Below are 26,439 nucleotides of genomic sequence, written 5' to 3' on the forward strand. Positions count from 1 at the left end.
TATGAAAGTCGCGATTTATGGCCAGACTTTCAATGAGCAAGACAAAACTTGTGTGTGGGACTTGTTGGAAGAACTGAAAGGGGAAAATGCCACTGTTTTTATAGAAGAGGAATTCTGTATGCAAATAGATGGATGCCTCTCAGGATATGAGTATGGTAAGTTTTCTCAGGATACCGGCTTGGACAGTACTTTTGATATGTTCGTAAGTTTTGGTGGTGACGGGACCATGTTGCGCGCTGTGACCTATGTGCGTGATTTGGGAATACCAATAGTAGGCGTCAATACCGGAAGACTTGGATTTTTGTCCACTTTCAAAAAAGAAGATGTTAGAAAAGTAGTTACAGAGTTTGTAGCAGGACATTACAGTATAGAAGAACGCAGTTTGGTAGAAGTGGCCCTTGGCCCTGATCTGGAAGAGTTTGGGGAATTGAACTTTGCAATGAACGAAATAACCGTCAGTAGAAAGGATACAACATCCATGATTACTGTGGATACCTATCTTAATGAAGAATATCTCACTTCGTATTGGGCAGATGGTCTTATCATTGCTACACCAACAGGTTCAACGGGGTATTCCTTGAGTTGTGGAGGACCTGTTATTGTGCCAACAGCTAAATCTTTGGTATTAACACCTATTGCTCCACATAATCTTAGTGCTAGGCCCTTGGTGATTTCTGATGATGTTCACATACGGCTTCGGGTTTCAGGACGGGAAGAAAATCATTTGGTCTCTTTGGATTCAAGAATTGCGAGCATTCCCAATGGAAAGGAAATTCGAATCAGAAAATCCGATTTTACGATAAAAATGATTGAATATAAGTCAGAAAGCTTCTTAAAAACCCTGCGGAACAAATTACTTTGGGGCGAAGATAAACGCAATTAGCAGTGTTGAAACAATAAAAGAAGTCAAAAACTGTTTAACAAGGGAGAACTTTTGTAACCCAATATTCTATAGACTTTCCTCTACTTCTAAAATGTATAATTTTTTGAAAAGCATGCGAATAGTCCTGTTTGCTATTTTCTTTTGTGCTGCCTTGCAAGTAAACGCACAAACCTATGAAATTGGTGTGTTTGCTGGTGGTGCCAATGGTATTGGAGACGTAGGTAGAACCAATTATATCTTACCTAGTGGCCCAGCTTTTGGTGGAATCTTTAAATGGAATAAAAGTAAGAGATACTCCTGGCGTGCAACAGCCATCTATGGGAAGTTCTCTTTTGATGATACTAAATCAAGTCAACCGGCAAGGGTTCAAAGGGGTTATGAGGTGGATAATTCCGTTTTGGAAGCATCAGTGGGACTGGAATTCAACTTTGTTGAATATAACCTTCATAAGCTGGGACCTGCCTTTACACCTTACCTTTACACGGGTTTTACCTATTTCAGGTACGATTTTAATTATTTTGATGCCCTTCAAGTGCAGGATATTAACCAAAAAGACGGTAGTTTTGCAATTCCAATGACGGTAGGGGCCAAGTATCGCCTAAATCAGTTTTTGATTTTGGGTGCTGAAATTGGGGCACGATATACCTTTACGGATAACTTGGATGCAAGTAATCCCACGGGTTCCAATTTTGAGCAATTTAGATTCGGAAACATCTTGAGCGACGACTGGTACGTTTTTTCAGGTTTTACATTGACGTATACCTTTGGACGTAAACCTTGCCAGGATTGTTTTGAATAATAATGCACACTTTAGCGGACGTAGATAAAAATAAGATTCCCAAGCATGTTGCCGTAATTATGGACGGTAATGGTCGCTGGGCCAAACAGCGAGGGAAATTAAGGGTTTTTGGACATGAAAATGGTGTTGAGGCGGTTCGAAGAACTGTGGAAAACTGTGCCAAACTCCAAATAGACTACCTAACACTTTACGCTTTTTCAACAGAAAATTGGAACCGCCCAAAACTGGAAGTACAAACTTTAATGAAACTTCTAGTTGCTTCATTGCGAAAAGAGCTGAAAACGCTTAATAAGAATAACATAAGGCTCAAAACCATTGGTAATATTGATTCTTTGCCTTCCAAGGCGCAAAAAGAGTTGCAGGAAGTAATTTCCAAGACATCCAGTAATACAGGAACTACACTTACTCTGGCACTTAGTTATGGGTCACGGGAAGAGCTGAAATCCGCGGTAAAGGAGATTGCATCCAAAGTTAAAAATAATATAATTTCACTTGAAAATATTGACGAAACCGTTATAAATACACATCTTTACACGCATTTTTTGCCAGATGTGGACCTGCTGATCCGTACTAGTGGAGAACAAAGAATCAGTAATTTTTTACTTTGGCAGATTGCATACGCCGAATTATATTTTATTGACGTATTTTGGCCCGATTTTAGTGAACATCATTTGGTAGAGGCAATATTAAGTTACCAAAATAGAGAACGACGATTTGGAAAAACAAGCGAACAACTCAATTAAGCAAACACAATATACTACCCGGCTATACCTTAAACTACTCCTCTTACTTCTTTTCACCGCCAATGGCTTTGCACAAGAAACCTCATTTGAGGACGGGAAGGATTATATTTTGGGAGGTCTCTCGGTTACCGGTCTGCAAAGTTATAATGAGCAGACTGTAAAAACCTATACAGGCTTAAGGGTTGGTCAACCCATAACTATTCCAGGGGATGAGATAAGTGCCGTTATAAAAAAGTTATGGAGTCTTGAGCTTTTCAGCAATGTGGAGATGTACTACACAAAAATTGAAGGGAATGAGATTTTCTTGGAGTTGAATATCCTTGAGCGCCCCACCTTATCCAACGTTACCGTATATGGGGTTAAAAAGCGAAAGGTTGAGGATATCATCAATGACACCGATCTTAAAAAGGGAAAGAAAATTACCGAAAGCTTAATTGCTAACACCAAGAATTACCTTCAGAACAAATACAAAAAACAAGGCTTTTTAAATGCTCAGGTACAAATTGTTACTGCGTCCGATACAACTGGGACGAATACTGAGAACATGGTCATCAATGTTAAAAAAGGTGATAAGGTCAAAATCAGGAATATTGTATTTGACGGTAATGAGAAATTAGGCGATAAACGACTTCAAAAATCGCTGAAAAATACCAAGAAAAAGAAATTTTACCGTTTTTGGAAAAAGTCAAAATTTATAGAGGCAGATTATAAAGAAGACCTTTCTAGTTTAGTTGATGCCTATGCAGAACGAGGATACCGAGATGCCCGTGTTTTGAATGACACCTTTGTCAAGGTAGATGAAAACAATATTGATTTACGTATCAAAGTTGAGGAAGGTGATAAATACTACTTTGGTGACATCAATTTTGTTGGTAATTCGGTTTATACGGATAGACAGTTAAGCCAAATACTCGGAATTCGAAAGGGTGCAACATACAATGGTGTACTGCTTAAGAAGCGTATAGCGGATGATACCAAACCAGATGGTCAAGACCTTACCAATCTTTATCAAAACAACGGATACTTATTCTCAAGTATAAATCCCGTTGAAGTATCTGCAGTAAACGATACCATTGACTTTGAAATACGAATTATTGAAGGGAAGGAAACTTTCTTGGATCATGTTACCGTAGTTGGGAACGATAAGACCAATGACCATGTGATTTTCCGTGAACTAAGAACACGTCCAGGTCAGAAGTACAGTAAGGACAATATTGTTCGTAGTATTCGTGAATTAGGGCAACTAGGATTTTTTGATGCTGAGCAAATCGCTCCGGATATTCAAAACCCTGACCCCAATGCAGGTACTGTGGATGTTCAGTATAGTTTGGTGGAGTCGGGTTCCAGTCAGATTGAACTACAAGGTGGTTTCGGTGGAGGTGGCTTCATCGGTACCTTAGGGCTTTCATTCAGTAACTTTTCTTTAAAGAACATTTTTAATGGTGAGGCCTATAAGCCTGTACCAATGGGAGATGGTCAAACTTTTGCCCTTAGATTACAAGCAAGTAGGACCTTTAGAGTTTATAGTTTGAATTTTTCGGAGCCATGGCTTGGAGGTAAAAAACCGGTACGTTTCAACTTGTCACTTTCCAGAACGCAACAATTTGCAACAAATTTCAATAATCAAGGTAGAATAGATGTAGACAGGGACCGAGGATTTGCAATTACCGGAGTTTCTGCTGGTTTGGCAAAGAGGGTGCAATGGCCAGATGATTTCTTTACCATTTCGCATTCCTTGGCGTATCAGTTGTATGATTTCAACGATTTTAACAATGGTCTATTTAATTTTGGTAACGGTAGTTCCAATTCATTGAGTTATACGTTGGGTATCTCTCGTAGTTCGCAAGGACCTAGTAGAATTTTCCCATTGAGCGGTTCCAACTTTGAATTGACGGCTAAATTCACACCACCCTATTCCTGGTTCAGTGGAAAGGACTTCAAGCAAATTAAAACCGATATTAATGATATTACAACACGATTGTTCGAATTGGGCCCTACACCTGGAACCATAGAAGAACAAATTGAGTTCAACGAATTAAGTAACGAATTGGAACGCTTGGAGGAAGAAAGATTCAAGTTGTTGGAATTTTATAAAATCAAGTTCAAAGGAGATTGGTACACCAATCTAGTGGATAAATTAGTGTTACGTACCAATGCAGAATTTGGGTTCTTGGGTAGCTATAACAATGATATAGGAGCGGTTCCATTTGAACGATTCTTCGTAGGAGGTGATGGTTTAGGAAACTTTACTTTGGATGGTAGGGACGTAGTTCAATTAAGAGGTTATGAAAATAGCTCCTTGACGCCATTTAGTATAAACCCAATTACTGGTAACCAAGAAAGAGATGGGGGAACCATTTATAATAAATTCTCCTTGGAATTGCGTTATCCACTTACTTTGAAACCATCGGCATCCATCTATGCGCTTTCATTTTTAGAAGCAGGTAACGCCTTCAACAATTTTAGTGAGTATAATCCGTTTGAATTAAAAAGATCTGCCGGAGTGGGGCTTCGAATTTTTATGCCGGCATTCGGTCTATTGGGTATAGACTTTGGATATGGGTTTGATAGAGATGCAAATCCAAACTCCACAGGACCAAGTGGCTGGCAAACGCACTTCATTATCGGGCAGCAGTTTTAACCATAAGATTATCATGTCTTAAAAATGTAAATAGCTCATTATAAATTAATTAGTTATTTTGGCATGATATTTTCTTTGTAACAAACGGAAACAAAAAATGAAGACCAAAGTTCTTTTGACATTACTTGTTTTGATGCTATCCTTTTATGGTTTCTCCCAGCGAGGTGTGCGTATTGGCTATGTAGACATGGAGTATATCCTCGAAAATGTAGAGGAATATCGGGATGCCACAGAACAATTAAATACCAAGGCTTTAAAGTGGAAACAGGAAATTGAGCTCAAACAAAGTGTAGTTGAGCAAATGAAGAAGGATTTAATGGCTGAAAAAGTTTTGTTGACGGATGAGCTCATTGCAGAACGTGAGGAGGAAATCCAAATACTTGAAACGGAAATGCTGGACTATCAGCAAGATCGTTTTGGTCCACAAGGAGATTTGGTTTTGCAAAAGCAATTGCTGATACAGCCTATCCAGGATCAAGTTTTCAATGAGGTCCAGAAGATAGGCGGAAATAAAAGATATGATTTTATTTTTGATAAATCAGCAGATGTCGTAATGTTGTATTCCGAAAAAAGACACGATATCAGTGACTTGGTTCTAAGGGAAATAGCTCGCACAAGAAAGGTGAGCAAATCCAATAAGAAAGAAAAGGAACAAAATAGGCTGGATCGCTTTCAGGAAGAGCAGGCAGAAGAGGATAAGGAGATCAGTGAAGCCTTGAAACAACGTAAAGCCCAAGCAGATGAAAGCCAAGCTGCCAAAGCAAAAGCTGCTGAAGACCGTAGAACAGAACAATTGAGACTACGGGAAGAACGTAAAAAGGCTTACGAAGCAAGAAGAAAGAAATTATTGGAAGAGCGCGATGCCAAACGGAAAGCCAAATTGGAGGAACGAAAAAAAGCGCAAGAACAACAACAGGATTCAATACAAAAATAATATTGAAACACTAATAGTAAAATTCAAAATAGTATAACTTAGAGAATCATGAAAAATGTAAAGAAGATTGCTGTAGCCCTAGTCTTATTTGTTGCAGCTACGGGTTTTGTAAACGCACAAAGTAAGGTTGCGCATATCAATGTACAGCAATTGTTGTCCGAAATGCCGGAGATGAAAGCAGCTCAAGCCGAGCTTAAGAAATTGCAGGAAACTTACAGAGCGGATATCGAAAGCTCCATGACTGAGCTAAAAAATAAATATACCCAATATTCAAACGAAGCTACTTCTAAATCTGAAGAGGAAAACCAGAAGAGAGCAGTAGAACTTCAAGGATATGAAAAGAATATCCAGGAGGCTGAACAAGCAGCTCTTCAGGAAATGCAGAAAAAGCAGCAAGAATTGTTTGCTCCAATTTCCGATAAGGCCAAAGCAGCAATCGAAAAGGTAGCCGCAGCCCAAGGTTATGATTATGTAGTGGACGCAAGCCCAGGATTGAGCTTGATCGTTGCCAAAGGAAAAGATCTTTTACCTGATGTAAAACAGGAATTAGGCTTCTAAGGACCCGATAACGATTTAAAAAACCGCTTCTCTTAGGACAAGCGGTTTTTTTGTACCATCAATTTTAGTAGCTATTTTTAAGCATGACAAAACCAATTGGGTTCTTCGATTCCGGGGTAGGGGGTACTTCCATTTGGAAAGAGGTCCATCAACTGCTTCCTTCAGAGGACACCATATATTTGGCGGATAGTGCTAATGCTCCTTATGGTGCGCGTTCTAAAGAAGAAATCCTTAGGTTGAGCATAAAGAATACAGAAATCTTATTAAAGCACGATTGTAAACTGATTGTTGTTGCATGTAATACCGCGACAACAAATGCCATAGCCTACCTAAGAGTCAACTATCAAGTCCCTTTTATAGGTATTGAACCGGCCATTAAGCCTGCGGCACTTCAAACCAACACCAAAAAAGTAGGTATACTGGCTACCAAGGGTACGCTGTCTAGTAGTTTGTTCTTCGGCACATCCAAAATGTTTGCGGCCGGTATCGAGGTCCTGGAACAAGAAGGAACAGGTTTAGTGGAATTGATAGAGGCAGGCAAGGTAAATTCAGATGAAACCAAAGAACTTTTAAAAACGTACTTACAACCAATGCTGGATGAAGGTATAGATCATTTGGTCCTTGGATGTACGCATTACCCTTATTTGATACCCGTGCTAAGACAGATTGTCCCGAACACTGTTGTGATCATTGATTCTGGTGAAGCAGTTGCCCGGCAAACCAAGGCTATTTTGGAGCAAAATGGACTATTGGCATCACTGCGTCCGTCTCAACATACGTTTTTTTCCAATGCAGAGTTCACTGTTTTGGAGCAACTTGTTGGGGGCGGGAATACCACTGTGAAGTTTCTCCAATTTTAACGGCTATGCTCGAGTATAAGTAAGATAGGTAAAACTATATTCATGCTTGTCATCCTTTGGATGATGTTCCTCTTTGGTTAGTTTCCATACTGATTCATCAATCTCAGGAAAATAGGCATCAGCATCAAAAGAAGCATGGATACGGGTTAATTCGATTTCAGTGGCAATTGCTATGGATTGCCGATAAATTTCACCACCACCAATGATAAAAGCGGTTTCATTTACGTTTACCAAAGCCAAAGCCTCCTCTAGGGAATGAACTATTTTACAGGGAAATTTGGGTTCATAACCTTTATCTCGTGTTATAGCAATATGCTCACGATTGGGTAACGCTTTAGGAAAACTTTCAAGGGTTTTTCGTCCCATGATAATTTTATGGCCAGAAGTCAAGGATTTGAACCTTTTGAAATCGTCGGGTAAATGCCAAGGTAAATCGTTGTCTTTTCCTAAAGCATTGTTTTCACCTGCAGCAGCTATAATGATCAATCGCTTCATTGATCTTTTTTTTTATTGACATTTGAAAGCGGAAACTCTGTTTCAATCTCCTTCTGAATCTCCGAAATTCTTTGTTTTTGTTGCGCCACTAACTTTTCCCTTTGTTTACGCTCCCAGTCATTTCCCATAAACTTATGGGTCACAAATACATTGAAAGCGTGATATAGAAAAATAAACGACCAAATCAGGATTCCCCAGATAAACCAATCATAACTTTCGCCATACTTAAGAATCTTATTAATCAATACCAAAAGAATACTACCAATTAAAAAGATGACAAAGTGAGAGAACAGGCGCTTTTTCTGACGGATGCGCTTTTGGGCATTTTCCAGCAGTTCGTGCTGCTCCATGTCAACAGTGTTTTGAGGTTTCTTTTTGGAAAACATTGAATGGCTATCTTTAACAACAAATATAATTGATATCAATCCAAATTAGCGCCCATGAACCATCTAAGAAAGAAGTTTCCATTCCTCCAACAAGGTATATACGCCAACACAGCTGCAACCGGCTTGTTGTATGAAGATCTTATGGAGTGGCGCCAGGAACACGATCTTGATTTTCTTATTGGAGGGAGCAGAATGAAGGAAATTTGGTATGATAAGATTGACGAAGTCAAGTTGACGATCGCTGATTTTTTTAGTTGTGAAAAGGAGAACGTAGCACTGGTGCCAAATTTCACGATTGGTTTGAATATGCTTCTAGAGGGATTATCTAAGGAATATAAAGTGTTGTTGTTGGATAATGATTATCCCTCACTTAATTGGCCCTTTGAGCGAAGAAATTTTGAGCGAGAGTACATTTCAATCGCGGAGAATATGGAGCAACATATTCTTGATAAATTGAAAACTAGGAATTTTAATGTGTTGGCCCTTAGTTTGGTGCAATGGATCAATGGCGTCAAGATTGATTTGGAGTTCTTAAAGAACATTAAAAAGGATTACCCAGACTTACTGATCATAGCCGATGGCACACAATTTTGTGGTACACAAAACTTCAATTTTTTGGAATCTGGTATAGATATTCTAGGTGCAAGTGCGTATAAATGGCTCTTGGCCGGATATGGTAATGGATTCTTTTTACTTCGAGATGGTGTATCTGAAAGATTGGATGTAAAGGCCATAGGCAACTGGTCGGTAGATCGCGCAGGAGATTTGTCGACTGATATCCCATTGAATAAACTATTGCAGCCCGGTCATTTGGATTCCTTGAATTTTGGTAGCCTTCAGTTCTCAATGGATTTTTTAAGCAATATAGGAATGGATCATATAGAGGCCCAAGTAAAGCAATTGTCACAAAAAGCTCATAAAGCATTTACAGATTTGGACCTACTCCAACCTTATGTTGCCAATAGAAAGGACCACAGTAGCATTTTCAATATTCGGGCAGACAAGAATGTTTTTCAAAAATTAAGTGATGAAAATGTGGTTTGTGTACAGCGAGGAGACGGAATTCGGCTAAGTTTTCACTTCTACAATACAGAAAATGAGATTGATGCGATTGTGGATTTACTAAAATCCTAAATGGCAATTATTGTATAATGCAAATTTTATAACCGATATTTTTTCAAAGTAACCCCATTGTTAGCGGCATTTTACGAATTTGATAAATCGCTTTTGACTTATTGTGGGGAAACTGTTTTATAGTTTGCTTTGTCCTGTATTTACTAATGAAAATTAGAGTATCATGGCAATAAAGAAACAATACCTAAAAAGCAAGCCGGTATGTAAGGTTACATTTACCGTGCCTGCGGAAGAAGCAAAGAATGTTGCGGTTGTTGGAGATTTCAATAACTGGAGTCCAAAAGGAAGTACATTGAAGAAATTGAAGAATGGAACGTTCAAAGGTACTTTTGATCTACCTAAGGAAAATTCATTTGAATTTAGATATTTAGTAGACGGTGCTTACATCAATGATGAAGCAGCTGACCGTTACCAATGGAATGACTTTGCAGGAGCAGAAAACGCTGTTCTGGAGTTATAGTTTAGTCAGTTCCTTAAAATAAAAAGAACCAAGATTTGGGTAATTTTACCCTATGATCTTGGTTTTTTTTTATGGATTAGATTCGGTGTTACTCTTCCACGGATACCCCTTTCCAGAATGCAACTCTTCCTTTAATGGGTTTAGCTAATTCACTTACTTCAGGGTAGAACCATGCGGCATCCTTGTTTTCTTTGCCATCCACTTCCAAAGTATAATAGCTGGCTACACCTTTCCACGGACATGTGGTATGGCTTTCGCTGGATTTAAAGAATTCCTTTTTAATACTTTCTGCGGGAAAGTAATGGTTGTTTTCAATAACTACCGTATCGTCACTTTCGGCGATTACAGTATTGTTCCAAATGGCTTTCATCTGTTATTTTTTAAATACGTAATTCTTGTAATGCTGCTGTGCATCCGTAAATTGGGATACAATGCTTAAACCTGATTTATCGGCTAGCCATTCCACAACAGCGTCATCATATTTTTGGGAAATTTCCGTATGGATTGTTTCCCACTGATTAAGACGTATTTCCAAGCCTAACCTTTCAATGGTTACGGAAACTGGCGCAGTGGCGACCAAAAAACTTTTGGCAGTACCTGTTTCAGGATCATAAACTTCCCAGTGGATAAACTTATCCAAATCAAAATTACCGTCTAGCTCTCGATTGATTCGCCGTAAAATATTTTTATTGAATGCAGCGGTAATCCCAGTTTGATCATTATAGGCATCCAGGATGGTTTGTGGGTGTTTTTTTTGGTCAAATCCCATAAAGACCAAATCACCTTCATTAATGGAATCTCTTAGATTATTGAGAAAATCAACCGCTTGCTCATGCAATAAGTTACCAATATTGGAACCCAAAAAGAGAATGATTTTCTTTCTGCCGTTGGCTTGATTTATATCACGAAGCGTTTCAAAGTAGGTTCCTTGAATGGGATTTACTTCTAAATTCGGGATTTCAGCCTTTAACGAGGCTTCTAATTGATCCAAGGCGTTTTGACTGATATCAATAGGTCGATAATCAAAAACGGTCTTGTTCTCGACCAAATGATTAAGCAGAATCTTGGTTTTTTTACCATCGCCAGCCCCTAATTCAAACAGACTGAATGGGACATTATCTGCTTGAAACAATGCTGAAATCTCAGATTTGTTGGCGCCCAGAATATTAAATTCACAATCGGTGAGATAATATTCAGGCATGGCCATGATGTCTTGGAACAGTTTATCTCCAATTTCATCATAAAAATACTTGGAGGATAAATGTTTTGGGTAAGCAGTCAATCCTTCAAACACCTCCTTTTCAAATTCGGAGGTGAAGTTTTTGGTTTTCTGATTTTGCATAATTGCTTCGTCGGGATTATTTAACTAACCTTAAACCGGTGAATTGCCAACGCAGTGGTGGTTGGAAAAAATTTCTATAGGTTGGCCTGGTATGGTTGTTTGGTGTGGCCACCGAACCTCCGCGTAATACCTTTTGATTGACCATAAATTTGCCATTGTATTCGCCTAGGGCACCGGGTGCTTTTTGGTAATTGGGATAAGGCAAATAAGCACTTTCCGTCCATTCCCAGCGTTTGCCCCATGGAAAATAACTTTGCGCCGCTTCCCATTCAAATTCTGTTGGTAGCCTACATCCTTTCCACTGCGCAAAAGCAAAGGACTCGTAATAGGAAATGTGTGTTAATGGTGAATTCCCATCCACCATTTTCAGTCCGGAAGATGTGTAATGCCACCATTCTCCATCGATTTTATGCCAATATAACGGAGAAACCACTTTATTTTGATTTACCCAATCCCATCCCTCTGCATGCCAAAGGTCAAATTGACTGTAGCCACCAGCAATAATAAATTCCGTGAATTCACCATTGGTCACTAGCTTGTTTGATATTTCATAGGGATGTAAGTAAACCTTGTGCCTTCCCAATTCATTATCATAGCAAAAATCCTCAGTGGCATGGCCAACTCCATAAATGCCTTCTTCCATATGAATCCATTCTTGTTGATGGGTTTCAATCGGATGGTCTAGAAAGGTTGCGGAGTATTCCGGTAGAAGAGGGTTGTTGCCAAGTATGTATTTGATATCGGTCAGCAGCAATTCCTGATGTTGCTTTTCATGATGAATCCCAATTTCCAATAAATCATGCAGTTCTTTGGCGGGATTAGTTTCAAAATATGTTTTGATATGATTGGTTACATATGCTCTGTATTCGTAAACCTTTTTCACAGAAGGTCTGGAGAGATTACCGCGATCAGAACGAACAACACGTTTACCTACAGTTTCGTAATAGCTATTGAAAACGAATGAGAAATCAGCATCAAATTCCTGATAATTTGCGCAATGCGGTTTCAAGATAAATTCCTCAAAAAACCAAGTGGTGTGTCCCAAATGCCATTTAGGAGGACTTACATCTACAATTGGTTGAACTACATAATCTTCAATTTCCAGCGGTTTGCACAAATCTTCCGAAGTCTGCCGGGTTTCCAAAAAGAAATCCAACAAGGAATCTGTTAGAATCATGAATGGGATTTTCTATTAAAGATAGGGAATATGCGTTAGTTTGCGGCATATACCGGAAGACTAAAACTAAAAGATGTTCCTTCGTTGGGTTTACTGAACACTTTGATACTGCTATTGTGGATTTCCATAATTTTCTTGACTATGGCCAACCCTAAGCCAGCCCCTGCTTTTTCCTTCCCGTTTTTGGTCTGACGGTACCGTTCAAAAATCAAGGCTTGATTGTCCTTTTTAATACCCGGTCCGGAATCCTTGATTGTAACTTCCACATCATTTTCTCCAGACTCGATTTTCACTGTGACTTTACCACCTTCAGGGGTAAACTTCAAGGCATTGTCCATTAAGTTTTGAATGGCCCGTTCCACCAGTGAAATATCAGCAAAGACAAGTGGGACGTTGTCTTCCATGGATAATTTAAGTTCAATGTTTTTTTGCTCAGCAATCAATGCATAGTTTCTTCGGATATCATTGGCCAACTCGCTGATCAAGAACGGTTCTTTTTCTGGTTGGATTTGGTTGGCTTCCAATTTAGAATATTCAAATAGCTGAGAAACCAGTTTAGATAATCGCTCACTACTTCTGCTAACTGTTTTAAGGTATTCTTTTCTTTCCTCTGGTGTTAATTGTTCATCCTTCATATGCAAGGTCTCAATATATCCTTGAATAACAGAAAGAGGTGTTCGTAGATCATGGGAAATGTTGGCGATGAGTTCTTGCCGTAGTTGTTCAACTGACTTGATTTTTTCAATATCGGAAAGAATGGTATCCGCCATGCTATTATACGTGCTGGCCACATTGGCTAGGTCTGTTTTTTCAGCATTCTCTATTCGGTACTCCAGGTCACCTTGTTGAAAGCGTTTTGCGGCATAGATGATTTTACGAAGACTTCGGGTCAAATACCAGATAACCAAAACACCTAGTAGCGTGGCAAATATGAGGGTGAGTAAGGAACCCCGAAGACCTAATCGCATGAAATAACTATTAAATAGATCGCTGCGTGTCGCTAGAAAATCCTCGCCGGCCAAAATGATATAGACATATCCTTCGTGACCATCCTTATTGAATTCCGCTGCAGAAAAAATGGTCTGTTTACTTAAGTCTTTTGGATCATCGCCCAATACGTAATTACTACCACTTTCATTGATGAATTGATGAATAGGTTCAAGATTAATTCTTTTTTCCTTGGTTTCCGGAGCATCATGGTCCAAAACCACTGAGTACTGCACTTTTCCCTGTTTGTCCAGTAAATACACTTCAATGGCCCTGTTTACAGCCATCATATCATGCATGATGTCCCCAAATAACGCTTTGTTCACGTTTCCAACAGAATCGAATGGCTGGGTATTTGCAAATTTTTCTTCAATAAGGTCGTGTGCCAAATTAGCATGCAGACGCTGGGTAGTTTCGTTAAAATACTTATTGGAGAGATAAATGGATGTAATGGTATATCCAATTCCAGCTAGCAAAAGAATCGCTAAAAACGACAGTGTAAGTTTTAGTATAAAGCGTAAGGAGAGTATACTGTTTTTCATGCTTGTCTCAGTTGGTTTTCCAGCAATTCCTCATTGAATTTATACCCTACACCCCAGGTGGTTAGGATGAATTTAGGATTGCTCATGTCGGGTTCAATTTTGGATCTTAATCTATTGATGTGGGAGTTCACGGTATGCTCATACCCTTTAAAATCATAGCCCCAGATCATATTGAGGAGTTTACTGCGATCATAACTTTTCCCCGGGTTTGAAGACAACAATACCAAAAGCTCAAACTCTTTTGGTGAAAGCTCTACTTTTTTGCCATCCAATAGCACTTTGCGCATATCAATATCAATGGATAAAACGTCAAATTGCATCAGTTTGGGATTTTCTTCCTGTGCGGTCTCCACCACATCCATTTTCTGACGCCTAAAGATCGCTTTGACCCTAGCAATGAATTCTCGAACGCTAAAAGGTTTGGTAAGGTAATCATCTGCGCCTACTTCCAATCCAAGGACCTTGTCGATCTCTTCAGAACGTGCGGTAAGCATCATAATAGGTGTAGTGATATTTTTTGCCCGAACTTTTTGACAAATTTCAATGCCATCCATTTCTGGTAACATCACATCTAGAATTATCAAATCCGGATTTTCATTGATTGCTTTTTCCAGACCGGTATCCCCTTGCGTTGCCGTAAGGACTTCACAGCCTAAATCCTTTAAATGGATTTCTAACAAGCGAACGATTTCCAAATCGTCCTCAACAATCAACACTTTTTTCATATTCGGCTAATTAAATAGTAAAGTATCACGGAAAGTTCACCAAATGCTAAAAACTTGATGCATAATCCCTTACTAAAAGTCCGATTTTACGTGATTTCTTTACAAAATTTTCAATATATTATCGTAAAACACTGAAATACAGCAATTAAACTTTCTTTAATCTTCTGTGATACTTCTGCAATGATTGTAAACGTGCTTTGTGTTGCAATTAAAAAAACACAGAAAATGAGCAACTTAAAAAAATTATGGATTCTAGTGGGAATTGTCGTTTTAGCTGCAGGTTGTAGCAACGAAAATGACGATGAACCCATTGTGCTGGAAGCAGGGACGCTTTCAGGCGGACCTTTTAACATCACGGTTGATGGAACACCGGATATGATTTCCGGGGTTGCATTGGATGCCTCAAATTTGGCTGGTAGCAACACCACTTACGTAATTACAGATGATTCACGGAACATTCTAGGCTTACCACCAACCTTGGAAGCATTGGAAGGCGTTGATTTTGACGCAGCAGGTGTAGGTGTTTGCTTTGTTTATCATTTGGTTTACGAAGAAGGATTAAGCGGATTGGAAGCAGGGATGAATTTGGATGATCTCAATGGGGATTTTGACTTGTCCAATGCTTTGACCGTTACCAGGACAGCTTTGAATGCTGGGGAGTTATCTGGTGGACCTTATACATTCGTAGTAGACGGAACGCCTGATATGGTCAGTGAAATTTCATTGGATGATACCAATCTTAATGGTACCAATCAAACTTTTGTAATTACAGATGATCAAAGCAATATTTTGGGATTACCTCCAACCATAGAAGCACTGGAAGGTGTAAACTTTGATGGTGCCGGTGTTGGAGTTTGCTTTATTTGGCATATTACTTATGAAGATGGTTTAACCGGTTTGGAAGCGGGTAACAATGTTGCGGATTTAAGCGGTAACTACGCTTTGTCAAATTCCATTATGGTTACCAGAAATGGATTGAATGCTGGAAGTATTTCCGGAGGTCCATTTACATTTACTGTGGATGGGACACCTGACATGGTCAGTGGAATTACCTTGGATGATACTGAGCTAACAGGTTCTATGCAAGGTTGGGTTATTACCGATGATGAGAACAATATTTTAGGCTTGCCACCAACTTTGGAAGCTGTTGAAGGTGTGGATTTTGACGGTGCGGGAGCAGGAGTATGTTTCATTTGGCACATCACTTATGAGGAGGGTTTAACTGGTTTGGAAGCGGGTAACAATGTTTCTGATTTGGAAGGACCTTACGGTTTGTCAAACTCCATCATGGTGACTAGGAATGCTTTGAATGCTGGTTCTTTGGCTGGTGGACCATTCAACTTTATTGTAGATGGTGTGGCAGATATGGTTAGTGGAATTACCTTGGACGATTCAGAATTGAATGGATCCATGCAAGGTTGGGTCATTACGGATGATTCAAACAATATCTTGGGCTTGCCACCAACATTGGATGCAGTAGAAGGTGTAGATTTTGATGCTGCTGGAGTTGGGGTTTGCTTGATTTGGCATATCACTTATGAAGAAGGTTTGACCGGCTTGGAAGCAGGAATGAATGTCTCTGATCTGCAAGGTTATTATGCCCTTTCCAACGAATTGACTGTATATAGAGATGCGTTGGATGCTGGGAGTATCAATGGGGGTCCGTTTGATTTTACTGTCGATGGAAACCCAGATATGGTCAGTGGAATTTCACTGGATGATACCAATTTGAACGGAACTAACCAAGGTTGGGTAATTACAGACGATCAAAACAATATATTAGGTCTTCCACCTACTTTGGAAGCTGTAGAAGGTGTCAATTTTGATGCTGCTGGCGCAGGTGTATGTTTAATCTGGCATATCACATATCAGGATGGTTTAACTGGTTTGGAAGCCGGGAACAATGTATCTGATTTAAACGGTGCCTACGCACTTTCAAACTCTTTGACCGTAACCAGAAATGCCCTGAATGCGGGAAGTCTAGCTGGAGGTCCATTTGTGTTCAAAGTGGATGGCACTCCTGATATGGTAAGTGGTATAACCCTTGACGATTCCGAGCTCAATGGTTCTATGCAAGGTTGGGTAATTACTGATGATTCAAACAATATCTTAGGCTTACCTCCAACATTGGATGCTGTAGAAGGTGTTGACTTTGATGCCGCAGGTGTTGGTGTCTGCTTTATCTGGCATATTACGTATGAAGCTGGTCTTTCAGGACTGGAAGCAGGAATGAACGTGGCGGACCTGGATGGTTATTACGCGCTATCCAATTCCATAGAAGTTACACGGGAATTGCCCCATTAAGCAAACATGAAAAAGAGAATGTTCTAAAGTTAGAGTTAATTGTTTGCAAAGTGCACCCAGGCATTAGTCTGGGTGCTTCTTTTTTATGAGATAGGAGATTAGCCTTGAAATGGTCTAAACCTCGTATTCTTCCGCTTCAATTTTTATTCGATTACCACCAGCATTGATAGCTTCATGGATTTTGTAGATACATACCTCAGATTTGTAAGAGGTAATAGCGTCATAATTCAAGGACTCCTCTTCCCGGACAGATTCAATGAAATTGAACAAGTGGGCCGTATGACTGGCTAAATTGTACACCTTGTCCATATCCTTCATTTCATTGATGTCATAGCTGATTTGAGGTGCGGTTTCTTTAATCCCGGAATCCCCTGATTCCTTTTCCTTGTATTTCTGCATATCCGCTAGGTTGCTAATGTAACCTGCATCAATATATTGTTGCCATTTGTTGGCCTCAACACGTGATTCACGATATATTTTATTGTCTTTTCCTTGTGAAATGATAAATGCGCCATCATCCCCGATAAATCGCTCATAAACACCAATAGCCCTAGAGTTAGAGATGTTTTCATAAATACCGATGGCAGGTCCTTTTGGGGTATCGTATTCCAAGATTGTGGCCATGGTATCCGCTTGTTCAAAATTGAAGTACGAATTGTTGCCTGCGGCATAAACGGTGTGCGGATAAGCGCCAAAATACCAATTGAAAATATCAATCTGATGTGACCCTAAATCGGAAACTACACCACCGCCTAATTTCTTATAATTACGCCAGTTGTAAACCTGATCCACAGTGTCAAAACCGTACTGCTTTAATTTGCCAAGATCAAGATTGTCTTTTTTGTTGGGTTGTTGTGTCCAAATACGGGATCTGTTCCATTGGCCAATAGCGTGGGTAAGCCTACCGAACATTTGTTCTTTTTCCAATAAGATCTGATGGGTAAAACGATAGCGGTCATCACTTCGACGTTGCCGCCCAATTTGGAGTAATTTGCCTGATTTTTTCATGGCCTCAGCCATTTTACGGGCATCTTCAATATTGTTGGACATTGCTTTTTCGCAATACACATGGATTCCGGCTTCCAGTGCGTCTACTGCATGCTTCATATGCCAGAAATCTGGAGTTGTCAAGACTACAGCATCCAATTTTTCCTTTTCCAACATCTCATAGAAATTCTCATAGGCCTTCACCTTTGTCCCATACTGACTGTTGAACTGGTTTTTTGCATTCTCCCTTCGGCTTTCCACAATATCACAGACAGCTACCAAATTGGCACTTGGAATTTTTGGGATGTTTCTGAATATAACGCCCCCTCCTCGGCCACCGCAGCCAACAACACCTACATTAACTTTGTCGCCAACTTTTAGCGGGTTAGCGGTAATGCTGAATGGGTTGGCCAGCATCAATCCTGTTCCGAATAGTGTAGACGTTTTGATAAAGTTTCTTCTGTCCGTATGATTTGAAGTACTCATTGAAAATCTTAATTGTTTAGTTCAGTAAATGTGGCTAGTCGTTCAAATGTAAGCTATTTCAATCAATGGAAAAGAGCTTTCCATCCTTGCTATACGCCACCCATGCAATTTCCTGTACGTTTTTAACAATATTTTCAATTTCCTTTACAGATTGAAGAAAAAATCCGGTTGCAAATGCATCTGAATATGCAGCTTTTTTACTTGCTACCCAGATTCGGTCAAATTCTGAAACACCAGAATTTTTACCTGTCCTAGGGTCAAAAATATGATTGCCTTGATGAAAGGTTCCAGAGGCGCTCACTGCAATAGCATCCAATGTTATGGTTTTATGTTCTTCGGAGGCACTTAAGGAATGAGTCCACTTTTCACCTTCTTTCGGCGAACCTTTTGTCAATATGGTACTCTCCCCGGCACTGATGCAATAATTTTCAATTTCCATTTCATGAAGCAGAAGTGAAAGTTGATCTAATGCATAACCCTTTCCGATACCGCCCAGATCAAAGTACATACCTGGTTGAATACAATAGAAATAAGGCTTTTCTGGATCTACGTAAAGACTGGCTTTTGATTTTTCCTCTTGGGCCTTGATCAAGGCCTTATTCATCTCGAATTCATTTAGAATACCCTCTTTGGCAGCCCGAAAAATATTCATGTGTTCCGCTACACCAATATCAAAAGTACCCTGGGTCCATTGCTGCACTTCAATTGCTTGTTTAATGATTTCCCAAGTTTCATGTTCCAAAGCCAATTGGGAATCCGCATGCAATTTGTTAATACGACTAATATCACTGTCAGCGACAAATCGGCTAAGGAAATGTTCCAATTCATCCAAGCGTTGAAAGCAACGCTGGGTCACGTTTCGCGCATAGTTAATATCCACTTCGGTCATCGTAATTAGAAAACGAGTGGCCATTGCCTGGTGTTCAAAATTATGCATTGGTTTTGTGCGGTTTTTTGGAGGCTAAAGGTACTTAAATCGATGTAAGGATTAGTACTTAAACAAAACCGGATTCAAATGTGAATCAATGACGGAATCTATTGCTACCCCAGGACACCATGTCTTCCAATCATTGATTTGACCATCGTTTTCAGGCTTTTTTAATAGCATGTTATTATCCATATAAATGGAAGTCATCACCTTACGAGTTCGCGTTGTAGTGTTTGGTCCGGCCCTGTGAAAAATCCATCCGGAATGAAAACTGACCTCTCCAATATCAAAAGGTTCAGAAATTTTTGGACAATCACTTACTTTGAGTTTTTCGTCAATCTGTATTTCACTTTCATCACTGATGGAAAGATCCCTTCCCGTTAGGATATTTTGACTGCCAGCTGCAAATTCCAATGGTCCCATTTCCGAAGGGACTGCTTGCAGGGGAATCCATACCGTAATGACCTTATCTGAGGACAAGGGCCAGTAATATTGATCGGCATGCCAAGGTGTTATTCCTCCGCCGCCTTCTTTAAAAAGGGCTTGGTCATGATACATGCGTACACCCTCCACCTCCATAAGGTCAGCAGCCAATTGAGCTAGTCGTTTGCAGCATACCAGTGCTTTGATGTTGTCATCCAAAGTCCAAAGATTGAATATCTGCAAAAAGGCTTTTCCATAAGTGTCACGATCCTCTAAAGGTGAGGTTTGGGTGTTTTGCTCTTTAACCTTCGCAGAAATGATGCTGTTAAAATGGGTAACTATTTCAGGAGACAAGACCTCTTTGATTTTGATAAAGGCATTTTTTCGGTAAAAATCAAGTTGAGTTTGACTTAATGTATATGATTGGTCAAGGCTGCTGAGGTCCATCGAAATAGGTTTTACCATTCTAAGTTAATCAAAATGTATCTTCCGCTTAACCTGCCATTTGCAGCTCACGGGTTTTTAATTGGCAATAAAAGATTGCGTGGAGGCTCCTGAGGCATTTAAGGCCTTTGTATGTTTTTTGAGTAACTGCATAGCGGCTTTATTGATTTTTTTGACTCCAACAGTTTTCCATTTTGCCAACTCAATTTCCACCTCTGTTTTGAATAGTTTTTTGGATAAATCCCGAATCACAAAATAGTTGGCGATTTGATGCCCGTTTTCACTTTCGCTATTGCTGTTTTCAGAAAAAAAGGTGATCAAATTAAACAGCGTGTCTTGGGCCAGACTTAACTCGGTTAGTTTTGCCCGATATTCCAAATCGGCGGATTTTAGATCTGGCCACAAAGGCTTGTCTGCAAAATGTCTTGCTTCATGAGCCAAATAGCTGATTCTAAAATTCTCACTGGTTAAATCATATGCTTTTTTTACGCAATAAATACCTTCTGCTTCCGTCCAGCCTCCTGGATGGTGGGCGCCTAAGGTGGCATATTCCATCCAGCCTAATGTGGCAAAATCTTCCATAAAATAAACGGGAACGTCCTGAATTTCGCCTTTGCCTAGATCTACTTGGTAAACCTTTGGAGTTTGCTTTTTCCAGACCATTAAATCAATTAGTCTGCCGTGATAGGTGACCTCTTTGGTAGTGTACATCCCTTGCTCTAGAATGTAATCCCTAAGATAAAAGCCCAAACTGTCCCGCGTAACTTTTTTACCGCGTACGGGTGGGTAATTTTTCATTAAGAAAGGAACCACATTACCAGCCAATTCCCGTTCAAAGTTTTGGTAAGGGTCCAATAGTGATTTTCGCCAATAACTTTTGAAATACGAAATCAAGGTTTCTATTTGGGAGTTTGGAGTGCCAATGGTCTTATCTGCATCGCCCTTAAATCGTTGTTCAAATGTGGTTTTGAACTTTAGATCTTTCGCATTTAGGCCATCTTTATTCAGAAGTTTGAATATTGGCGTTACGTTGGCATCCATACCGTAGGCATAGATTTCACTATATGGAAGCGTTGATTTTTGCTGCTGTGCCTTCCCTCCGAAAACTGAAAGGAGTAAGAAGGCACAAAGGATTTCTTTGAATTTAAACATGATTACGTGATTTGATTGATTAGACAAAAATCAAGCGTATTACGTTTAGGAAATTGTACCAGATTAACTATTTAGGATATTCCGGAACCGATTGGGCGAAATTCCATAGGCCATTTTGAAGGAACGGATGAAATGGGCATCATCAAAAAATCCATTGGCATATGAAATATCCGAAATGGATTGGTGTGTAGTGGACAATAAATAGACTGCGTTATGTAATTTGGACTTGAGTTGAAACTCTCCTATGGTGAGCCCTTTTTCAGCCTTAAAGGCCCTTGCCATATAAACAGGATGCACGTGTATGCGTTCTGAAAGGGATTGCAATGAATGAAACTGTTCAAGTTCGTTCTTAAGGATACTATCAACCTTAGGGATCCATGCCTTGGAACCACTGTCCATTTTGTAAGGACTGATTACATGCAACCAATCCAAAATCAATTCGGTGCTTAGGTCGGCATTGTAATCGATTTTAAAGTTGAGGAGCAGTTTATACAATGAAGGGAAGGCCGTTTTATTGAAATGTATGTGGGTGTTTGGTAGTTTTACTTCCCAATCCAAGCGTTGTTGCCAATCTTTTTTGAACTCGATATTGAAGCAAGTTGCTGAATCTTCCAGAAAGGTGTTTTGATGGCACCAAGAAGTGGGACGAAACAATACATCCGAAGGCTGAACCAAGGTATTCGAACCATCACTATGCTCTAAATAGCTGCCAGAAGTAAGTACACTTATATAGCTGTTGTCATGGTAATGGTCTTCCAAGACACTTTCTGGGGAATAGGCCGTTAAACTTAGTTTAAAGAAGTCGTTTTCCCGTGCATCCAGATATTCGCCAAAATAAGTACCTTCCTTTAGGTTGCGCATGCCAAAAGTCTCAGTTGATCTCTATTAAAAGTAGCCAAGTGCTTCATTTTGTTACAAATTACACCTTGTGATTTACATGGCTATACTTCCTGCACATAAAAAAACGCCTCCCTAGAATTATCGGTTAACAGAATTCTATCACCTTCATCAGACACCAAGGTGCCTCCTAGATTCAAGATTTTATCTCGTGTTTTGGAAAGGTCTTCCACCCCAAAGCTGCAGACCCAGTATTCATATTTACCCTTAAAATCGTTGGGGATTTCCATAAGGTCCGCAATATGGTCTCCATTATGGGTTTGGATGTTGTAGGTGTCGTTACCGCGATTTACGAAATCCCAATTAAAGATTCCTTCGTAAAAAGGAATTACGTTGGCTGCATTGGATACGTGGAGTTCGTTCCAAATGAGAGTGTTGGCCTCGTTTTGGGTACGGGTGTGGGTAAGGTTTTCGCCTTCGTACACGGTAAATCCCGACCCTTGGGGGTCACGAATCAATGCTACGTTGCCCAATACACTCTCATCTACCATTTCAATGATCCCGCCCAGCTTCTTTGCTTTGTCCACTGTCTGGTCTACACTGCTCACCTGAATATAGGACATCCAAAAATGGGGCATGCGCATTTGTTTGAACTTTTCTGGGGTTTCGTACAGCCCACAAATCTCTTTATTGCCCTTGTAGGCCGAGTAGTAGCCATCCGATTCATAATAGGTCCACCCAAAAACAGTTTCGTAAAAGACCATGGTCTCTTTGGGAGTGTATGTAGAAAGGTCGGCGAATATAAAATTGTTCGGTTTCATATGCTTAAAAATACTTATTGTTTGGGCATCCAATCCGGAGGTTTTACAAAGGCTAGTAACTTATTGGAAAAGCCTTTGATTTCCCCTAGTTTTTTCACAAAGCGACTTATACCATGGAAGAACACTACAATAGGGTTGACACTGTTTATGGGTTGCGAAATACCATAGACCACCTTTTCTTTTTCGGGCTCAAAAGTGCCCAGCATACGATCCCAGATAATCAAAATTCCGGCATAGTTCTTATCCCAATACTGCCGGTTGGAGCCGTGGTGCACCCGGTGGTGCGAAGGTGTATTAAAGATAAACTCAATGGGTTTGGTGAGTTTGCCAATGATCTCCGTATGCAATAAGGTCTGAAAGACCTGTACAAATACTTCGGACAGCAGTACCAGAATAGGATCAAAGCCCAGCATAACTATGGGTAGCGAAAACACAATGGGCATAATGGCATCCAGCGGCCCAAAGCGGTACGCAACCGACATATTAAAGTGGGGCGAGCTATGGTGTACCGTATGTGTGGCCCACCCAATACCTATCCGGTGCATGGTACGATGTTCCCAGTAATAGGCAAAATCGGCCAGGAGCACACAGCAAATGATCGTGGCCCAATTGAGCTCCAAATGCGGTAGGCTGATGTTGTTGTAGACCCAATAATACACCTTGGTGATGGCTAGGATGCCCAGGATGATCTCAATTAAAAAGAAGCCACCAAAGGTGAGGATGTTGGCGATACTGTCCAATACCAGATCCTTGCTCAGGCGTTTGAGGTAGGCATAACGAATGAGCTCCAGTATAAAAAAGGGTATGATGATATAGAACAGACTCAGGTCGTTGAAAATGTAAAACCAATAGTTTACATCCAACCATTCCAGTTTTTTTGCTAAAAATTCAATCATGTTAGTGTCTTTTCCAGGTTTCTACATCGGCGTAGCCGTAGTAGTCATAACTTAGGTTAAAGGTATTTTCATTTACTCTGGCGATCTTACAGGCCACTTCGTATTGCTTACCCTCGTAGGTAATGGTGTAAATGCCCTTGCCTTTGCGACCATTGAATTTGGTTACGGTAAGGACCTTGTCACCCTCGGCATTTACGGCATAGCCCATCTGATCTACGTATTGATGTAAGTAGGCATTGAAGGTCTTATCCTCCTTTTTGATATCGTAGATGATCGCGCCATTGTAATCCTCCGTTTTATAGCTCACCTGCCATTTGTCGATGAGAAAATCTGTTTCTGGATCATTGGCTGATGTTGCCGTTGGTGTTTCCGAAGGAGTTGCGGCTTCCGATTCTTCTACAGGAGCACTGTTGGTTTCCTGCGTAGGAACGGGGTTGTCGTCTGATATTTCCACACCAAATGAGAACAGGTGTGCCAGTCCGGCTAGGAAAATGATAATCCCCAAACTCCTAAAAACTAAGGTTGAATTTTTCATATCTGATTGTTTTGGACAAAAGTAGGAGGGCAAAATTTGTGTTCTTTTGATCTATATCAAAAAATCACTTTTGGGCGCGAATACGGCTCAAAGTCTCTTGGGTAACACCTAAAAAAGAGGCAATAAGCCCCAATTTTACCCGAAGCTCCAATTGGGGGAAGCTCTGCTTGAGCAATAAGTACTTTTCCTTGGCGGATAAAAAGGACCACCCTTTGGAGAACTCGTCCAAAAAGGCCAGCATTTCTTCGGCCAGCAAACGGGCAAAGTTGCCAAAGGCCGGGTAATCCGCAATTAGTTTTTGATAATTGGAATAACTGATACGGTACAGTACGCAGTCCTCCAGACATTCCACCTCCTCAAAACTGGGCTTTTGTGCATAAAAACTGTACCAAGCGGTAACAAATTGGTTTTCCGTGTAGAACCACGAAGTAATTTGCTTGCCATTATGGTAATGATAAGTGTGTACCGCCCCTTTTTCTATAAAATAAAGATGTCCAGCCTTGTTGTTTTCCAATAGTACTTTCTCGCCTTTTTGGGCCTTCACCACCTCAAAACTGGATTGGATGGCCTCTTTAAGCGGTACGCTTACATAAGCACGGGTGGCGATGGACTGTAAGAGGTTTTGCACTTTATGGGTTAGAATGGTGAAGCGTTAAAGATAACTAAAGTGGAAATGTCCCAGATGTAATTTGTTAACCAATCAAGGTGAATTAACGCCACATTTTATCATATAATTTTGGACAGATACCTTTCATTGTTTCGGGTTTCTCTTCTGACCAATTGAATTCAAATTGAGGGTAGTTTCCTTCTCCAAACTGAAAATCCTCGGAAATATAATCGTAAAGTTCTTTTCCGGTTTTTTGACTAAATGCTTCTAGGGCGACATACCAAAATGATTCAAAATCGTAAATATCGATGCTTTCGTCATATTGAGAAATTAAGGTGTCTGGATTCTCTTTAGCCGAATAGTAAACATCTTTACCTCTGGAAATAACCCAATTTCTAAAATACTCGAATCCGTCGTCGGAACAACCTCCATTCATTATGTAGCCCGCACACCACATTTCTGAGTTATAGGTGTCGTAAAGTAGTTTATCCGTTCTTAATCTAAATCCAATAATCTCTTTTGGGGATAATCGTTGAATTTCCTTTATAAGAAACCTTTCTTGATCATCTTGATTGTTGGTTTTTTGAAGAGATAAGTCTACAATATTCCAAAAAACTTCTTCATTCAATAATTCACTTGTTGCTTGAATCTGTGAACTATTGCCGAATAGTTTATCAAAAAATCCCATAGTGTAGTTTTGGTTAGAGTTAAAATGGATTGCAATTGTAGTGATGAATACATACAGAAAAAAACCAGTCCTAAGCATATATTAGAAGTCAAATAGTTTTTTGAGCTCAATATCAAGGGCATTTGCAATGGTGTATAGCGTATACGTGTTCGCAGAAACCTTATGATTTTCTATAAGTTCGATGTGTTGTTTGTCTTTGTTGCATAGTCTGCCCAGCTCAGCTTGAGAAATACCTTTTTCTTTCCTCAATTGTTTGATTCGAGCGCCTATTTTTTTTGATAATTCCTGTTTCGACAACATCTAAAAGTTCCTAGCAAAACAAATTTGGATAGATTAAGTCGATACAGGGTCATAACAAATTATGACTTTTGACGATAAAACGATATATTTGGGTCATATTATATTATGACGATGAAGAATTCTGATAAAATAAACTTGACCGAAGAATTAACCGATTTGATTGAAGATGGTTATGGCGGCTCCGCTGAATTCACCAAAATTTTAGATCTTGGAATAGAAATGCTCTTTTATGTGGAAGAAGAAGCCTTTACCCAACGGGAAATTCAACAAGTGGTAACCGCCTTAAGAGGAATTATTGGAGTTTTGAGGGGGTGAATAGGAGAAATGGCAAGTAGTCATTGATTCGGTTGGCTTTTTAGCTCGCT

The 26,439-nt window shown here is 39.9% G+C and carries 29 protein-coding genes; 11 read left to right on the plus strand and 18 right to left on the minus strand.

The window, feature by feature from the left end:
• The first annotated feature begins 1 nt into the window (after window position 1).
• The 7 genes from M3P19_RS13220 to murI all read left to right on the plus strand — a co-directional run bounded on the left by M3P19_RS13220 (window position 2) and on the right by murI (window position 7,418).
• A complete protein-coding gene (locus M3P19_RS13220) occupies window positions 2-883 on the plus strand; it encodes an NAD kinase (protein ID WP_249658163.1) in 882 nt (293 codons plus the stop codon).
• 112 nt (window positions 884-995) lie between these two features.
• Window positions 996-1,682: a type IX secretion system protein PorG gene (gene porG, locus M3P19_RS13225; RefSeq protein WP_249658164.1), complete on the plus strand. Its 687-nt coding sequence runs from the start codon at window positions 996-998 to the stop codon at window positions 1,680-1,682.
• A 2-nt stretch (window positions 1,683-1,684) separates the two neighbouring features.
• Window positions 1,685-2,425, plus strand: a complete 741-nt coding sequence (locus tag M3P19_RS13230) for an isoprenyl transferase (RefSeq protein ID WP_249658165.1) — start codon at window positions 1,685-1,687, stop codon at window positions 2,423-2,425.
• Complete coding sequence (locus M3P19_RS13235) at window positions 2,397-5,066, plus strand: BamA/OMP85 family outer membrane protein (protein WP_249658166.1); 2,670 nt, start codon at window positions 2,397-2,399, stop codon at window positions 5,064-5,066. The genes M3P19_RS13230 and M3P19_RS13235 overlap by 29 nt, the downstream gene beginning before the upstream one ends.
• Before the next feature lie 97 nt (window positions 5,067-5,163).
• Complete coding sequence (locus M3P19_RS13240) at window positions 5,164-6,000, plus strand: OmpH/Skp family outer membrane protein (RefSeq protein ID WP_249658167.1); 837 nt, start codon at window positions 5,164-5,166, stop codon at window positions 5,998-6,000.
• 48 nt (window positions 6,001-6,048) lie between these two features.
• A complete protein-coding gene (locus M3P19_RS13245; RefSeq protein ID WP_249658168.1) occupies window positions 6,049-6,558 on the plus strand; it encodes an OmpH/Skp family outer membrane protein in 510 nt (169 codons plus the stop codon).
• Between the two features lie 83 nt (window positions 6,559-6,641).
• Window positions 6,642-7,418 (plus strand): glutamate racemase, encoded by a 777-nt coding sequence (gene murI, locus M3P19_RS13250; protein WP_249658169.1) that lies wholly within the window; start codon window positions 6,642-6,644, stop codon window positions 7,416-7,418.
• Between the two features lie 3 nt (window positions 7,419-7,421).
• Here the strand turns inward: murI and M3P19_RS13255 are convergent, their stop codons facing one another.
• Window positions 7,422-7,913, minus strand: coding sequence for a dihydrofolate reductase (locus tag M3P19_RS13255; protein WP_249658170.1), 492 nt, complete (start codon window positions 7,911-7,913; stop codon window positions 7,422-7,424).
• Window positions 7,910-8,299, minus strand: a complete 390-nt coding sequence (locus M3P19_RS13260) for a 2TM domain-containing protein (RefSeq protein WP_249658171.1) — start codon at window positions 8,297-8,299, stop codon at window positions 7,910-7,912. The genes M3P19_RS13255 and M3P19_RS13260 overlap by 4 nt, the downstream gene beginning before the upstream one ends.
• Before the next feature lie 54 nt (window positions 8,300-8,353).
• On the opposite strand from M3P19_RS13260, the gene M3P19_RS13265 reads away from it, so the two are divergent.
• Together M3P19_RS13265 and M3P19_RS13270 are read left to right on the plus strand one after the other, a co-directional pair.
• Window positions 8,354-9,433: an aminotransferase class V-fold PLP-dependent enzyme gene (locus M3P19_RS13265; protein ID WP_249658172.1), complete on the plus strand. Its 1,080-nt coding sequence runs from the start codon at window positions 8,354-8,356 to the stop codon at window positions 9,431-9,433.
• A gap of 163 nt (window positions 9,434-9,596) precedes the next feature.
• Window positions 9,597-9,893, plus strand: a complete 297-nt coding sequence (locus tag M3P19_RS13270) for an isoamylase early set domain-containing protein (RefSeq protein ID WP_249658173.1) — start codon at window positions 9,597-9,599, stop codon at window positions 9,891-9,893.
• A gap of 88 nt (window positions 9,894-9,981) precedes the next feature.
• On the opposite strand, the gene M3P19_RS13275 is transcribed toward M3P19_RS13270, so the two are convergent.
• Genes M3P19_RS13275 through M3P19_RS13295 form a run of 5 tightly spaced genes read right to left on the minus strand, consistent with a single transcriptional unit; the run spans window position 9,982 to window position 14,666 of the window.
• Window positions 9,982-10,263: a DUF427 domain-containing protein gene (locus tag M3P19_RS13275; RefSeq protein WP_249658174.1), complete on the minus strand. Its 282-nt coding sequence runs from the start codon at window positions 10,261-10,263 to the stop codon at window positions 9,982-9,984.
• A gap of 3 nt (window positions 10,264-10,266) precedes the next feature.
• On the minus strand, window positions 10,267-11,235 hold the full coding sequence (locus M3P19_RS13280) for an L-histidine N(alpha)-methyltransferase (RefSeq protein ID WP_249658175.1): 969 nt from the start codon (window positions 11,233-11,235) through the stop codon (window positions 10,267-10,269).
• A 16-nt stretch (window positions 11,236-11,251) separates the two neighbouring features.
• Complete coding sequence (egtB, locus tag M3P19_RS13285) at window positions 11,252-12,412, minus strand: ergothioneine biosynthesis protein EgtB (RefSeq protein WP_249658176.1); 1,161 nt, start codon at window positions 12,410-12,412, stop codon at window positions 11,252-11,254.
• A gap of 35 nt (window positions 12,413-12,447) precedes the next feature.
• Complete coding sequence (locus M3P19_RS13290) at window positions 12,448-13,941, minus strand: sensor histidine kinase (RefSeq protein WP_249658177.1); 1,494 nt, start codon at window positions 13,939-13,941, stop codon at window positions 12,448-12,450.
• Window positions 13,938-14,666, minus strand: a complete 729-nt coding sequence (locus M3P19_RS13295; RefSeq protein ID WP_249658178.1) for a response regulator transcription factor — start codon at window positions 14,664-14,666, stop codon at window positions 13,938-13,940. The genes M3P19_RS13290 and M3P19_RS13295 overlap by 4 nt, the downstream gene beginning before the upstream one ends.
• Window positions 14,667-14,891: 225 nt before the next feature.
• Here M3P19_RS13295 and M3P19_RS13300 point away from each other — a divergent pair, with 225 nt between their 5' ends.
• A complete protein-coding gene (locus M3P19_RS13300) occupies window positions 14,892-16,970 on the plus strand; it encodes a hypothetical protein (RefSeq protein ID WP_249658179.1) in 2,079 nt (692 codons plus the stop codon).
• A 114-nt stretch (window positions 16,971-17,084) separates the two neighbouring features.
• Here the strand turns inward: M3P19_RS13300 and M3P19_RS13305 are convergent, their stop codons facing one another.
• From M3P19_RS13305 to M3P19_RS13355, 11 genes are all read right to left on the minus strand, one after another.
• Entirely contained in the window at window positions 17,085-18,443 is a 1,359-nt protein-coding gene (locus M3P19_RS13305) for a Gfo/Idh/MocA family protein (protein WP_249658180.1), read from the minus strand.
• A 58-nt stretch (window positions 18,444-18,501) separates the two neighbouring features.
• Window positions 18,502-19,380: an FAD:protein FMN transferase gene (locus M3P19_RS13310; RefSeq protein WP_249658181.1), complete on the minus strand. Its 879-nt coding sequence runs from the start codon at window positions 19,378-19,380 to the stop codon at window positions 18,502-18,504.
• A gap of 51 nt (window positions 19,381-19,431) precedes the next feature.
• A complete protein-coding gene (locus M3P19_RS13315) occupies window positions 19,432-20,241 on the minus strand; it encodes a phytanoyl-CoA dioxygenase family protein (protein ID WP_249658182.1) in 810 nt (269 codons plus the stop codon).
• A gap of 75 nt (window positions 20,242-20,316) precedes the next feature.
• On the minus strand, window positions 20,317-21,390 hold the full coding sequence (locus M3P19_RS13320) for a hypothetical protein (RefSeq protein WP_249658183.1): 1,074 nt from the start codon (window positions 21,388-21,390) through the stop codon (window positions 20,317-20,319).
• A gap of 63 nt (window positions 21,391-21,453) precedes the next feature.
• Window positions 21,454-22,251 carry a helix-turn-helix domain-containing protein gene (locus M3P19_RS13325; protein ID WP_249658184.1) on the minus strand — a complete coding sequence of 266 codons (798 nt, stop codon included), beginning with the start codon at window positions 22,249-22,251 and terminating at the stop codon, window positions 21,454-21,456.
• 80 nt (window positions 22,252-22,331) lie between these two features.
• Window positions 22,332-23,048 (minus strand): VOC family protein, encoded by a 717-nt coding sequence (locus M3P19_RS13330; RefSeq protein WP_249658185.1) that lies wholly within the window; start codon window positions 23,046-23,048, stop codon window positions 22,332-22,334.
• A 14-nt stretch (window positions 23,049-23,062) separates the two neighbouring features.
• Window positions 23,063-23,944, minus strand: a complete 882-nt coding sequence (locus tag M3P19_RS13335) for a sterol desaturase family protein (protein ID WP_249658186.1) — start codon at window positions 23,942-23,944, stop codon at window positions 23,063-23,065.
• A gap of 1 nt (window position 23,945) precedes the next feature.
• Window positions 23,946-24,479 (minus strand): hypothetical protein, encoded by a 534-nt coding sequence (locus M3P19_RS13340; protein WP_249658187.1) that lies wholly within the window; start codon window positions 24,477-24,479, stop codon window positions 23,946-23,948.
• Between the two features lie 64 nt (window positions 24,480-24,543).
• Window positions 24,544-25,107, minus strand: coding sequence for a Crp/Fnr family transcriptional regulator (locus tag M3P19_RS13345; protein WP_249658188.1), 564 nt, complete (start codon window positions 25,105-25,107; stop codon window positions 24,544-24,546).
• A gap of 82 nt (window positions 25,108-25,189) precedes the next feature.
• The gene (locus tag M3P19_RS13350; protein ID WP_249658189.1) at window positions 25,190-25,774 is read right to left on the minus strand and encodes a DUF4240 domain-containing protein; all 585 of its coding nucleotides are present in this window, start codon (window positions 25,772-25,774) and stop codon (window positions 25,190-25,192) included.
• 81 nt (window positions 25,775-25,855) lie between these two features.
• A complete protein-coding gene (locus M3P19_RS13355) occupies window positions 25,856-26,074 on the minus strand; it encodes a helix-turn-helix domain-containing protein (protein WP_283777953.1) in 219 nt (72 codons plus the stop codon).
• Window positions 26,075-26,185: 111 nt separating this feature from the next.
• Between M3P19_RS13355 and M3P19_RS13360 the strand changes: the two genes are divergently transcribed.
• Window positions 26,186-26,389 (plus strand): hypothetical protein, encoded by a 204-nt coding sequence (locus tag M3P19_RS13360; RefSeq protein ID WP_249658191.1) that lies wholly within the window; start codon window positions 26,186-26,188, stop codon window positions 26,387-26,389.
• Window positions 26,390-26,439: the final 50 nt, after the last annotated feature.

This window comes from Flagellimonas spongiicola (assembly GCF_023502425.1).
GTDB classification, from domain to species: domain Bacteria; phylum Bacteroidota; class Bacteroidia; order Flavobacteriales; family Flavobacteriaceae; genus Flagellimonas; species Flagellimonas spongiicola.

Coding starts and splice junctions, on each gene's coding strand:
- M3P19_RS13310 (WP_249658181.1), bottom strand. CDS start 19,380: ATGCATAATTTTGAACACCAGGCAATGGCCACTCGTTTTCTAATTACG.
- M3P19_RS13360 (WP_249658191.1), top strand. CDS start 26,186: ATGAAGAATTCTGATAAAATAAACTTGACCGAAGAATTAACCGATTTG.
- M3P19_RS13270 (WP_249658173.1), top strand. CDS start 9,597: ATGGCAATAAAGAAACAATACCTAAAAAGCAAGCCGGTATGTAAGGTT.
- M3P19_RS13260 (WP_249658171.1), bottom strand. CDS start 8,299: ATGTTTTCCAAAAAGAAACCTCAAAACACTGTTGACATGGAGCAGCAC.
- M3P19_RS13275 (WP_249658174.1), bottom strand. CDS start 10,263: ATGAAAGCCATTTGGAACAATACTGTAATCGCCGAAAGTGACGATACG.
- M3P19_RS13320 (WP_249658183.1), bottom strand. CDS start 21,390: ATGTTTAAATTCAAAGAAATCCTTTGTGCCTTCTTACTCCTTTCAGTT.
- M3P19_RS13265 (WP_249658172.1), top strand. CDS start 8,354: ATGAACCATCTAAGAAAGAAGTTTCCATTCCTCCAACAAGGTATATAC.
- M3P19_RS13295 (WP_249658178.1), bottom strand. CDS start 14,666: ATGAAAAAAGTGTTGATTGTTGAGGACGATTTGGAAATCGTTCGCTTG.
- M3P19_RS13315 (WP_249658182.1), bottom strand. CDS start 20,241: ATGGACCTCAGCAGCCTTGACCAATCATATACATTAAGTCAAACTCAA.
- M3P19_RS13355 (WP_283777953.1), bottom strand. CDS start 26,074: ATGTTGTCGAAACAGGAATTATCAAAAAAAATAGGCGCTCGAATCAAA.
- M3P19_RS13325 (WP_249658184.1), bottom strand. CDS start 22,251: ATGCGCAACCTAAAGGAAGGTACTTATTTTGGCGAATATCTGGATGCA.
- M3P19_RS13240 (WP_249658167.1), top strand. CDS start 5,164: ATGAAGACCAAAGTTCTTTTGACATTACTTGTTTTGATGCTATCCTTT.
- porG (WP_249658164.1), top strand. CDS start 996: ATGCGAATAGTCCTGTTTGCTATTTTCTTTTGTGCTGCCTTGCAAGTA.
- M3P19_RS13230 (WP_249658165.1), top strand. CDS start 1,685: ATGCACACTTTAGCGGACGTAGATAAAAATAAGATTCCCAAGCATGTT.
- M3P19_RS13220 (WP_249658163.1), top strand. CDS start 2: ATGAAAGTCGCGATTTATGGCCAGACTTTCAATGAGCAAGACAAAACT.
- M3P19_RS13245 (WP_249658168.1), top strand. CDS start 6,049: ATGAAAAATGTAAAGAAGATTGCTGTAGCCCTAGTCTTATTTGTTGCA.
- M3P19_RS13330 (WP_249658185.1), bottom strand. CDS start 23,048: ATGAAACCGAACAATTTTATATTCGCCGACCTTTCTACATACACTCCC.
- M3P19_RS13340 (WP_249658187.1), bottom strand. CDS start 24,479: ATGAAAAATTCAACCTTAGTTTTTAGGAGTTTGGGGATTATCATTTTC.
- murI (WP_249658169.1), top strand. CDS start 6,642: ATGACAAAACCAATTGGGTTCTTCGATTCCGGGGTAGGGGGTACTTCC.
- M3P19_RS13305 (WP_249658180.1), bottom strand. CDS start 18,443: ATGAGTACTTCAAATCATACGGACAGAAGAAACTTTATCAAAACGTCT.
- M3P19_RS13255 (WP_249658170.1), bottom strand. CDS start 7,913: ATGAAGCGATTGATCATTATAGCTGCTGCAGGTGAAAACAATGCTTTA.
- M3P19_RS13350 (WP_249658189.1), bottom strand. CDS start 25,774: ATGGGATTTTTTGATAAACTATTCGGCAATAGTTCACAGATTCAAGCA.
- M3P19_RS13335 (WP_249658186.1), bottom strand. CDS start 23,944: ATGATTGAATTTTTAGCAAAAAAACTGGAATGGTTGGATGTAAACTAT.
- M3P19_RS13300 (WP_249658179.1), top strand. CDS start 14,892: ATGAGCAACTTAAAAAAATTATGGATTCTAGTGGGAATTGTCGTTTTA.
- M3P19_RS13280 (WP_249658175.1), bottom strand. CDS start 11,235: ATGCAAAATCAGAAAACCAAAAACTTCACCTCCGAATTTGAAAAGGAG.
- M3P19_RS13290 (WP_249658177.1), bottom strand. CDS start 13,941: ATGAAAAACAGTATACTCTCCTTACGCTTTATACTAAAACTTACACTG.
- egtB (WP_249658176.1), bottom strand. CDS start 12,412: ATGATTCTAACAGATTCCTTGTTGGATTTCTTTTTGGAAACCCGGCAG.